Origin of the sequence: Ramlibacter sp. (assembly GCF_028291745.1) — a bacterium.
Taxonomy (GTDB): domain Bacteria; phylum Pseudomonadota; class Gammaproteobacteria; order Burkholderiales; family Burkholderiaceae_C; genus Ramlibacter.
Map to the genome: position 1 here is coordinate 1 of NZ_JAQGNQ010000076.1, position 10,085 is coordinate 10,085.

The 10,085-nt window shown below is 69.3% G+C and carries 8 protein-coding genes; 1 reads left to right on the forward strand and 7 read right to left on the reverse strand.

Going from position 1 to position 10,085, the window contains the following annotated elements:
- Positions 1-862 (reverse strand): PEGA domain-containing protein (locus tag JWP60_RS14115; RefSeq protein ID WP_299792346.1); only part of this gene is annotated, 862 nt, incomplete at its 3' end.
- Positions 863-929: 67 nt separating this feature from the next.
- On the reverse strand, positions 930-3,251 hold the full coding sequence (locus tag JWP60_RS14120) for a Tex family protein (RefSeq protein WP_299792349.1): 2,322 nt from the start codon (positions 3,249-3,251) through the stop codon (positions 930-932).
- A 134-nt stretch (positions 3,252-3,385) separates the two neighbouring features.
- Here JWP60_RS14120 and JWP60_RS14125 point away from each other — a divergent pair, with 134 nt between their 5' ends.
- Positions 3,386-4,072, forward strand: coding sequence for a hypothetical protein (locus JWP60_RS14125; protein ID WP_299792352.1), 687 nt, complete (start codon positions 3,386-3,388; stop codon positions 4,070-4,072).
- 91 nt (positions 4,073-4,163) lie between these two features.
- Here the strand turns inward: JWP60_RS14125 and JWP60_RS14130 are convergent, their stop codons facing one another.
- From JWP60_RS14130 to JWP60_RS14150, 5 genes are all read right to left on the reverse strand, one after another.
- Positions 4,164-4,709 (reverse strand): methylated-DNA--[protein]-cysteine S-methyltransferase, encoded by a 546-nt coding sequence (locus JWP60_RS14130; RefSeq protein WP_299792354.1) that lies wholly within the window; start codon positions 4,707-4,709, stop codon positions 4,164-4,166.
- A 5-nt stretch (positions 4,710-4,714) separates the two neighbouring features.
- Positions 4,715-5,668, reverse strand: a complete 954-nt coding sequence (locus JWP60_RS14135) for a glutathione S-transferase family protein (RefSeq protein ID WP_299792356.1) — start codon at positions 5,666-5,668, stop codon at positions 4,715-4,717.
- Between the two features lie 230 nt (positions 5,669-5,898).
- On the reverse strand, positions 5,899-7,614 hold the full coding sequence (locus JWP60_RS14140; protein ID WP_299792358.1) for an acyl-CoA dehydrogenase family protein: 1,716 nt from the start codon (positions 7,612-7,614) through the stop codon (positions 5,899-5,901).
- A gap of 68 nt (positions 7,615-7,682) precedes the next feature.
- Positions 7,683-8,645, reverse strand: coding sequence for a 2-oxoglutarate and iron-dependent oxygenase domain-containing protein (locus tag JWP60_RS14145; protein WP_299792360.1), 963 nt, complete (start codon positions 8,643-8,645; stop codon positions 7,683-7,685).
- Positions 8,642-9,619 carry an ABC transporter substrate-binding protein gene (locus JWP60_RS14150; protein WP_299792363.1) on the reverse strand — a complete coding sequence of 326 codons (978 nt, stop codon included), beginning with the start codon at positions 9,617-9,619 and terminating at the stop codon, positions 8,642-8,644. Before JWP60_RS14150 ends, JWP60_RS14145 begins: the two co-directional genes overlap by 4 nt.
- Positions 9,620-10,085 lie beyond the last annotated feature (466 nt).

The window sequence follows — 10,085 nt, forward strand, 5'->3', positions numbered from 1 at the left end:
GCGCGCGGCGCACCGGCGGCGCGACGAACACGTGCTTGACCTGCAGCTCCTCACCGGGCTGCAGCACCACTTCCATGTGCACGGGCTTGAACCGGCCGTTGCGCACCTCGATCGTGTGCGGCCCGGGCGGCAGCGACAGGCGCGCCAGCGGCGGCGCCGTCCCCTTGGCCGCGCCGTCGACGAACACCTCGCCCGTGGGCCGGATGTCCAGCACCACCGTCGCCGGCCGGTGCGCCTCGGCATAACGCTCGCGCGCCACCCGCACCGACCAGCCCGCCGCGAGCAGCCCGCACAAGCCCGCCAGTGCAAGGACGCGGCGCCGATGCGCGATCGCCTTGGCCGGCGCCGGATCGAACACGAACAATGCGTGCGGCCGCAGTCGCTCGTCGACCCGCTCGCCGGCCGGCCGCAGGTCCTGCGCCAGCCGCGGCGCCCGTGCAGCCAGCGCCGCGCGAAAGGCCTGCGAGACGACCACGGGATGGCTGGTGGTGAAGCCGGCCAGCGCCGCGGCGGTGTCGACGCCGTCGCCCACCACGCGCGTGGCGCCCTCGTTGTCGGCAATCACGCGGACGGGGCCGTGGTGCAAGGCAATGCCTAGCGAGCCGTCGGCCCCGTGGTCGGCCGCGAGTTGCGCGGCGGCGAGTGCGTTTGCGGGATCGATGTCGCCGACGACAGCCAGGCCGTCGGGCGCTTCCAGCACGACGCGCCGGTTCGCGTCCCAGGCTGGCAGTGCGGCCTCCAGCACCGTCTGCAACTGCTCGCGCCGGCTGGCGCGCTCGGTCGCCTCCGCGTCCGCGAAGGCATGCATGCGCAGGAACAGCACGCTGGCCGCCACCGGCAGCCCACCGGGGCCGGGCGTCATCCGCGGGACCGCATCGGCAGCAGCATGGCCGTCATTGTGCGCCGCGTGCGGCTGGCCCGGCTGCCGGTTATTTCCGCAGCCCCTGCAGCTTGGCGAAGGCGCCCTGCATCGCGCCGCCGAGCGCCTGGTTGTTCGGTGCGCGCTGGCCGCGGGCCGCGCCTTCGAAGCGGTTCTCGCGCGGGCCGCCCGGCTTGCCCACGGGAGCGCCCAGCTTCATCGTGAGGCTGATGCGCTTGCGGATCGGGTCGACCTCCAGCACCTTCACCTTGACGATGTCGCCGGTCTTCACGACCTCGCGGGCGTCGGTGACGAACTTGTGCGAGAGCTGGCTCACGTGCACCAGGCCGTCCTGGTGCACGCCCAGGTCGATGAACGCGCCGAAGGCCGCGACGTTGCTGACCGTGCCCTCCAGCTCCATGCCGGGCTGCAGGTCCTTGATGTCATCGACACCCTCGTTGAAGCGCGCCACCTTGAAGTCGGGGCGCGGATCGCGGCCCGGCTTTTCCAGTTCGCCCAGGATGTCCTTCACCGTGATCACGCCGAACTTCTCGTTGGCGAACAGCTCCGGCTTGAGCGTCTTCAGCATTTCGGCCCGGCCCATCAGCTCCTGCACCGGCTTCTTGGCGGCGGCCAGGATCTTCTCGACCACCGGATAGGTCTCCGGGTGCACGCCGGTCATGTCCAGCGGGTTCTCGCCGTCGCGGATGCGCAGGAAACCGGCGCTCTGTTCGAAGGTCTTCGGGCCCAGGCCACTGACCTGCAGCAGTTGTTGCCGGCTGCGGAAAGCGCCATTCGATTCGCGCCACTGCACGACCGCCTTGGCCACCGTGCCCGACAGGCCCGACACGCGCGACAGCAGCGGCGCGCTGGCCGTGTTGAGGTCGACGCCGACGCGGTTGACGCAGTCTTCGACCACGGCCTCGAGCGTCTTGGCCAGTTCGCTCTGGTTCACGTCGTGCTGGTACTGGCCGACGCCGATCGACTTGGGATCGATCTTCACCAGTTCGGCCAGCGGGTCCTGCAGGCGGCGCGCGATCGAGGCGGCGCCGCGCAGGCTGACGTCGACGGTAGGCATCTCCTGCGAGGCGTACTCGCTGGCGGAATAGACCGAGGCACCCGCCTCGCTGACCACCACGCGCTGGATGTCGGCCTCGAGGCGCTTCACCAGGTCCGCGGCCAGCTTGTCGGTTTCGCGGCTGGCGGTGCCGTTGCCGATCGCGATCAGGTTGACGCCGTGCTTGCGGCACAACTGCGCCAGCGTGTGCAGCGAGCCTTCCCAGTCGCGCCGCGGCTCGTGCGGGTAGACGGTTGCGGTGTCAACGAGCTTGCCGGTGGCATCGACCACCGCCACCTTCACGCCGGTGCGGATGCCCGGGTCCAGGCCCATCACGACGCGCGGGCCGGCGGGCGCCGCCAGCAGCAGGTCGCGCAGGTTCTCGGCAAACACCTTGATCGCCACCTTCTCGGCGTCTTCGCGCAGGCGCGAGAACAGGTCGCGCTCGGTCGACAGCGACAGCTTCACGCGCCAGGTCCAGGCCACACACTTGCGCAGCAGGTCGTCGGCCGTGCGCCTGGCATGGCTCCATCCCAGGTGCAGCGCGATCTTGCCTTCGGCAATGGAGGGTTGGCCCGGCTCGGGCTCGACCGGCAGCACCAGCTTCACTTCCAGGATGTCCTGGGCGCGGCCGCGAAAGACGGCCAGGGCCCGGTGCGAGGGCACGCGGACTATCGGCTCGTCGTAGTCGAAGTAGTCGCGGAACTTGGCGACGTCGGGGTGGTTCTCGTCCTTGCCGGCGGCCAGCTTGGACTTGAGCAGGCCCTCGGTCCAGAGCCATTCGCGCAGCGACTGCACCAGCACCGCGTCCTCGGCCCAGCGCTCGGACAGGATGTCGCGCACGCCATCGAGCACCGCGGGCACCGTGGTGAAATCCTCGCCGCCCTCGCCTTTTTCGCTCTTGACGAAGGCCTGCGCTTCGGCCGCGGGATCGCGGGTGGGATCGGCCCACAGCAGGTCGGCCAGCGGCTCGATGCCGGCTTCGCGGGCGATCTGGCCCTTGGTGCGGCGCCTGGGCTTGTACGGCAGGTACAGGTCTTCCAGTTCCTGCTTGGTCGGCGCGGCCTCGATGGCCGAACGCAGTTCGGGGGTGAGCTTGCCCTGCTCCGCTATGCTTTTCAGCACGGCCGAGCGGCGGTCCTCGAGCTCGCGCAGGTAGCCCAGGCGCGCTTCGAGCTCGCGCAGGTGGATGTCGTCGAGGCCGCCGGTGGCCTCCTTGCGGTAGCGGGCGATGAAAGGCACGCTGGCGCCACCGTCGAGCAGCTCGACGGCTGCGCGGACCTGGCTTTCCTGGACCTTGAGTTCGGCGGCGATCTGCCTCAGGATTTTTTGCATGGTGTTACTGCTGGGGAGACCACGAAAGCGCGCGAGTTTGCCACACCGCTCGCACAGCCAAATAGGGCGCTGGCTGACAGTTGCGGCGAATCTACAGACGAGAATGTTTTACAACATCCAAGGAGATTCTGTCCATGCGCACGCGAAGCATCCTGCTGGTCGTGGCCATCCTGCTGGTAGCCGGATTCGCCGCCCTCAACTGGTCCGAGATCGTCCGAAGCGCGCCGCTTTCGTTCGGGATCATGGTCACCGACGCGCCGCTGGGAGCCATCCTGCTGGCGCTCTTGGCGATCACGCTGGTGCTGTTCCTGGCATCGACGGCCGCGATGCGCACACAGTCACTGATCGACTACCGCAATCACCAGAAGACGCTGGAAGCGCAGCGCGACCTGGCCGACCGGGCGGAGACCTCGCGTTTCGTGGAGCTGCGCAAGCACCTGGACGAGCATCTCGGCCACCTGGGCGAGCGCGACTCGATCGCCGCCACCGAGTTCGACAAGGCGATGCTGGAAAGCCGCCGCGAGACGCAGGCGCAGATGGAGCAGATCAACCGCACCATCTCCGCGCGCCTGAGCGAGCTGGAGAGCCGGCTGGAAACCCGGCTGGGCCTGCCTCCGGTCGGCGCGACGATGGTGCCGCCGTCGATGCGCAATGAGCCGGTGCAGCCGGTCGTGCGCGACAACGTGGTCGGCGAGCAGGACCAGGCGCTGGCGCGCGACGAAGAGCGGCTGCGCGACGAGCGCATCCGCGAAGAGCGCGAGCTGCGGCGCGAAGACCCGCCGACGCCGACGGCGGAGTCGGGGTGGCGCAAGTGGTTTTGATGGGGGAGCGCTGAATCCGTAGGCTGGGCTGCGGCGCAGCCGCACCCCAGCGCAGTTGCGGATCGCTGGGGTGCGCTGCGCGCAGCCCAGCCTACGAAAACAAGCTGCGCGTAGCGCCCCACTGAGCGCGCTCGATCTCCAGCATGCGCAACTTCGTCATCGCCCCACCCTCCGCCGAGAAGCCGCCGGACTGGCCGCCTGCGGCCAGCACCCGATGGCAGGGCACCACCGGCGCGAAGGGGTTCTTGCCCAGCGCCTGGCCCACCGCACGCGCGGCGCCGGGCTCGCCCAGACGGCGCGCCACTTCGCCGTATGTCAACACCTCGCCCGGCGGGATCGCGCGGGTGATGGCGTAGACCTTGCAGTGAAAAGGCGGCACCCCCGCCAGTTCCAGCGGCAAGTCGCACAGGTCGTCGTGCGCGCCCGCCAGCAGCGACTGGATGCGCGCTATCGCCGCCGCCACGAATTCAGGCGCCTGCGCTTGCGGCACTTCGCCGGCGTACCGCAGCAGGCGGCGGCGCGTGCCCTCGGCGTCCACCTCCGGCAGTTGCACGGCGGCGATCGCCTCGTCCGTCCATGCGATGCCGCAGTCGCCGATCGCGGTGGCGAACAGGCAATGGGCGACGGCGCGCGCCATGGCGCTCAGCTCGCGTCCGCGGCGCGCAGCACATAGCCGATGCGCGGAAAGTGCACGTGCACGAGGCCGGCGCGCGCGTCCTCGCGGCGCAGGCTGTAATGCGTGCGGGTCGCAGCGATCAATTCACCGTCGGTGGATTCGCTGCCGAAGGACTCGGGCGTGACCGTCACGCGCGTGCCCAGCGCGATGCCGTGATCGTCCTGGAACGCGCTGTCGACCAGCAGGTTCGCGCCCGAGGGCTGCGGCTCCGCCGCGGCGGCCATGGCGATCGCATCGTCCGCGGTCAGCTGCGTCATCGCTCCGTGGCCGATTGCCTCGACGCGCTGCGCCCACTCGGTCACCGAAGGCGTGGGGTTGATGATGTCGGCCAGCGGCGGCACCTGGTTGCGCGTGTACCAGATGCCGTGATACGCCGCGAAATCGGCCACGCAAGGCTCGATCCCGAACAGGAAGTCATGCTCGTCGGCCATGTTGGCGATGCGGCGCAGGTAGGAGCGATAGGCCGACGTGGCATCGCCGGGACGCAGGCGGACCATGTTGGTGGTCATGGCCTTGCGGTCCTCGGCGAAGGCCTTGGCCGCCTCGGGCGGAGCCTTGGCAAATACGTGCGCGGCGCCGCGCGGCTGCAGGTTGTAGCCCATGGCGGCCCAGAACAGGGTGGAGTCGGCCCACTGAGCGAAGATGCGGCACACGCCCTTCAGGTGCGGCGGGTACAGCGTCGGCTCGGGCCGCACGTGTTCCAGCACGTCGCAGATCAGCGCCGTGTCGCAATAAAGATCGGCGCCCACCTGCAGCACCGGCGTGCGGCGATACCCGCCGGTGAGCGCGACCAGGTCCGGCTTGGGCATGATGGCCGGGATCTGCACCGATTTCCACGGCAGCTTCTTGAAGCCCAGGACCAGGCGGATCTTCTCGGAAAACGGGGAGCGGCCGTAGTGGTGCAGGATGAGGTCTTGCATTCTGGGGACTCAGAAGCTGTGAATGAATTGATCGCGCCCGCGACGGGGTGCATCGGGGCGCGGGCGAAGGCGCGGGCCGCAGCCCAGGCTGGCCGCCTGGGCAAGGGACGCAACGCACGCCTGCGCCCCGAGGCGCCCCGGCCCGAAGGGCGAGGCCGCGGCGCAGCGTTGGTGAAAATGAAGAGTCATTCGGGGCCTCGCGCGGGCGTGAGCAATTCGTTCACAGCTTCTTAGTGCGCGAGGGCGCGTTGCAGGATGGTGTCGAAATCGGTGCGGGACGACAAGGTGCCGAAAGCGTAACCCCAGTCGCCCGCCAGGCGTGACTCGCAAAAGGCCGCGAACACCGGCTCGGGCGATGTCTGGTACAGCAGTGCGGCCTGCACGGCCAGCGCGACGTCCTGCGCCAGGCGGCGCGCTTCCACTTCCGTGGCCATCGCCTCCACCCGCGCCGGCAGCGCGGCGGCCAGGCGATCGAGTGCGGCGTGGGCACCGCGGGCCGGCGCGAGTTCGTGCGCCAGGGCCGCGGCGGCATCGGCCTTGCGGATGGCACGCAGCAGGTCGAGCGCCATGATGTTGCCGGCGCCTTCCCAGATCGAGTTGAGCGGCATCTCGCGGTAGATGCGGGCCAGCACGCCCTCGCCCCCCTCTTCCACGTAGCCGTTGCCGCCCAGGCACTCCATGGCTTCCTGCGCGAAATGGCTGCCGCGCTTGCAGATCCAGAACTTGGCGATCGGCGTCAGCAGGCGCGCGATGACCGTCTCGTGCGCGTCCTCCCGGCGGTCGAAGGCACGCGCCAGGCGCAGGGCGAGCGTGGTGGCTGCCTCGCTTTCGAGGGCGAGATCGGCCAGCACGTTGCGCATGAGCGGCTGCTCGATCAGGCGCTTGCCGAAAGCCATGCGTTGCGCGGTGTGGTTCATGGCCAGCGACAGCGACTGCCGCATCAGGCCGCTGGTGCCCAGCGCGCAATCCAGCCGCGTCATCGTGCCCATCTCGAGGATGCGGGCGACGCCGCGGCCTTCTTCTCCCACCAGCCATGCACTGGCGCCATGGAATTCGACTTCCGAACTCGCATTGGCCTTGTTGCCCAGCTTGTCCTTCAGTCGCTGGATGTGCAGCGCATTGCGGCTGCCGTCGGGCAGCACGCGCGGCAGGAACAGGCAGCTCAGCCCCGAGGCGGTCTGCGCCAATACCAGGAAGCCGTCGCACATCGGCGCCGAGAAGAACCACTTGTGCCCGGTGACGCGATAGCGCTCGCCCCACTCGTCGCGGCCGGCGGGCTCGGCGTGCGTGGTGTTCGCGCGCACGTCGGAGCCGCCCTGCTTCTCGGTCATGCCCATGCCCATGGTCAGGCCCGGCTTGTCGCGCCAAAGTTTCAGCGTCGGGTCATAAATGCGGCTGGTGAGCTTGGGACCCCAATCGCGCTGGACCGCCGGGTTGCCGCGCAAGGCGGGCGTGGCGGCGTAGGTCATCGAGATGGGGCAGAGGATGGAAGGCTCAAGCTCGGTGAAGAGCATGAAGCCGGCGGCACGCTGGACGTGGGGGCTGGTGGCCGCAGTGCCCCCAGCGTCCCGAGCGCCCCCAGCGCCCCCACCCCTGCCCTCCCCCGGAGAGGGAGGGAGTGGGGAGGACCAGGGGGTGCCGTGCAGGCCGGCGGCGACGGCGGCGGACATGAGGGCGTGGTAGCTCGGATGGAACTCCACCTCGTCGATGCGGTGGCCGAAGCGGTCGTGCGTGTGCAGCTGCGGCGGGTGCACGTTGGCCAGGCGGGCGTGCGATTGCATCTGCGCGGAGCCGACCAACGCGCCCAGGGCGTGCAGCGGTGCGGTGTCCAGGCCCGGCGCGTTGAATGCGAGCGCGTCGCGCAGCGGCTGGTTGCTGTCGAACAGGTTGCGGTCCACCAGCGGCTCGGGCTGGTTGAAGACCTCGTGTGTCGTGAAGTCCGGCATGGCGCCCTCTCCTGGCGGCGTGGGATCGCCACAGTATGGCGCACCTGCCGCCCGGCCGGCCGTTTGTCTCAGTCCACGGCGTGCGAGGCCGCGAGCTTGGCCTGAACGTAGGCCTGCGCATTCACCGGCTCGAAGCGCGCGGGATTGCCCGGCCCGGTGCAAGTCGGCAGGCAGGAGACCTCGGTCGCCGCGTTCGGGCCGGTGAAGGCCACCATCGACAGCCGCTGCGTCGAGCCAGTCAGATCGCGGGGCGGATTGATCACGCGATGCAGTGTCGAGCGCCAGCGGCCATTGGTCCAGCGGGACATCAGGTCGCCGACGTTGAGGACCAGGCCCCCGGGATGCGGCGGCGCATCGTGCCACTGCCCCGCGCGATCGCACACCTGCAGTCCGCCCGGCGCGTGGTCCTGCCGCAGGATCGTCAGGCCGCCGTAGTCGTGGTGCGCGCCGTAGCGCAACTGCCCGGGCTCGGGCAGCTGCTCCTGGTCCGGGTAGTTGACGAAGCGCAGCGTCAGGGCCGGCTGCGCGTACATCGCATCGAACCAGTCCTGCGGCAGCTCCAGCGCGAGCGCCGCAAGCTGCATCAGCTGGCGCGAGAGCGTGAGCATCGCGTCGAAATACGCGTTCACGCACACGGGCAACTGCGGCGGCTGCTGCGGCCACAGGTTCGGCACGCCGGCGCCTGCGCGTTCGCGCTGCAGGGACGCGAACACCAGCGCCTCGCACAAGTCGGGCGGCGTGCGGCCGTCCAGCGTGGCGGCCACGCTCTCGATCTTCATCGGCAGGTAGCCGCGGCCCTTGGTCTGCTCGGGGGCGGTGTGGCGCAGCTTGTCCGGCTCCGGCAGCGCGAAGAAGTCGCGCATGCAGCGGTAGGTGCCATGCACCAGCGACTGTGGCACGCCGTGGCCGATGACGGTGACAAAGCCGGCCTCCTCCATCGCCTGGCCGAAGCTGTGGGCGACCGCGCGCCGCTCGCCAGGGCCGCCCTGCAGGAAGGGCGCGAGGTCGAGGACCGGAACCGCGGCGCTCACGGCCTGGCCGCCGGCTGGACGAACTTCAGCGTGTACGCCGCGCGGTAGTCCAGGTCGGCGGGGAACACGCCCGAGCCCGCCATCACCTCGAAGAACTCCTTCCAGCGCGCGTCGGTCATGGTGCCGATGCCGCGACTCCGGGCGTCACCGCTGTCGACCAGGCCACGCTCCTTGATCTGCTTCATCTTGAAGTGGAACAGCGGCTCCCCGTGCTCGGGATTCATCGCCAGGATCGCCTTCATGGCCGGCGTGTAGTCACCCGTGATGCACTGCTGCCAGCCCGCGCGGGTGGCGTCGACGAAGGCCTGCACGGCCTGCGGCTTGGCGTCGAGCCAGGACTTCAGGCCGAACACCGTGTCGGAGTAGTTGCTGTAGCCGTAGTCGGCCAGCAGCAGCGAGACCGGCGGCTTGGGCATGGCCTTGCCCAGGAGCATGGCGTCCTCGGTGATGTAGCCCTGTTGCACCGCCAGCGGGTTCACCAGGAAGGGCGCGGCCGAATAGGTGTAGGGGCGCAGCTGCTCGTCGCTGAAGCCGAACTTGCGCTTGAGGAATTGCCAGTACTCCTGCTGCGAGAACCTCGCCACCATGATCGGCTTGCCCTTGAGATCGGCCAGGGACTTGATGCCCTGGTCCGGGTGCGCCACCAGCGTCTGCGGATCCTTCTGGAAGAAGGCGGCGACCGTGACGGCGGGCACGCCGGACTTGAGCATGTGCAGCGTGGTGAAGCTCGAGCCCATGGCGAGTTGCAGGTCACCGGCGCCGATCTGCAGCGGCAGGTTGCGATCGGGACCGCCGTTGACGATCTCCACGTCGAGGCCGGCCTGGTCGTAGAGACCGGTGGCCTTGGCCTGGAAGAAGCCGCAATGCTCCGCCTCCGCAATCCAGCTCAGCCCGAACCGGACCTTCTCGGCTGCCTGCACCGCACCGGCGGCACAGAGCACGGCGACGGCGGCGCACAGGGAGGACAACTTCATCTTCTCGACTCCATCAGTGAAAGGTGGAGGGGAAGTGCAAGGGGCGTGCCGAGGGAAAGCGGCTTCCGGCTCGAGAGCGCGGTGCATCGCGAGCGAGGATGCACCGCGCCGCTGCGGGAGATGCGCCAGGATGGAGCACGGCATCGCCCATGTCATTGTGGGCCTGACCGGCAATCCGCCCGCCGCGAAACCACGGCCGGATGGATCCCGGGTCAAGCCCGGGATGACATCCAATTCGGAGGATGTCATTGCGGGCTTGACCCACTAGTGTCCGGAGAAGAGTTCGCATTTGGGCGGTAAGTCATTGATCTGCTTGATGTAATTGCCCCCTGATGCGGCAATCGATTTGAATTTCGTGCGCCCGGCAGCCCACACTCGCAGTCATTTGCGGGGTGGGCGATGCACAAGGGCCGGCTCGTTTTCGCGCAACTTCAGGACCATTTGCCTCGCAGCGTCTTTGACGCCT

Bases quoted from the DNA above. Each gene is read 5' to 3' on its own strand.
- JWP60_RS14140 (WP_299792358.1), bottom strand. From the start codon at position 7,614: ATGCCGGACTTCACGACACACGAGGTCTTCAACCAGCCCGAGCCGCTG.
- JWP60_RS14130 (WP_299792354.1), bottom strand. From the start codon at position 4,709: ATGGCGCGCGCCGTCGCCCATTGCCTGTTCGCCACCGCGATCGGCGAC.
- JWP60_RS14150 (WP_299792363.1), bottom strand. From the start codon at position 9,619: ATGAAGTTGTCCTCCCTGTGCGCCGCCGTCGCCGTGCTCTGTGCCGCC.
- JWP60_RS14125 (WP_299792352.1), top strand. From the start codon at position 3,386: ATGCGCACGCGAAGCATCCTGCTGGTCGTGGCCATCCTGCTGGTAGCC.
- JWP60_RS14135 (WP_299792356.1), bottom strand. From the start codon at position 5,668: ATGCAAGACCTCATCCTGCACCACTACGGCCGCTCCCCGTTTTCCGAG.
- JWP60_RS14120 (WP_299792349.1), bottom strand. From the start codon at position 3,251: ATGCAAAAAATCCTGAGGCAGATCGCCGCCGAACTCAAGGTCCAGGAA.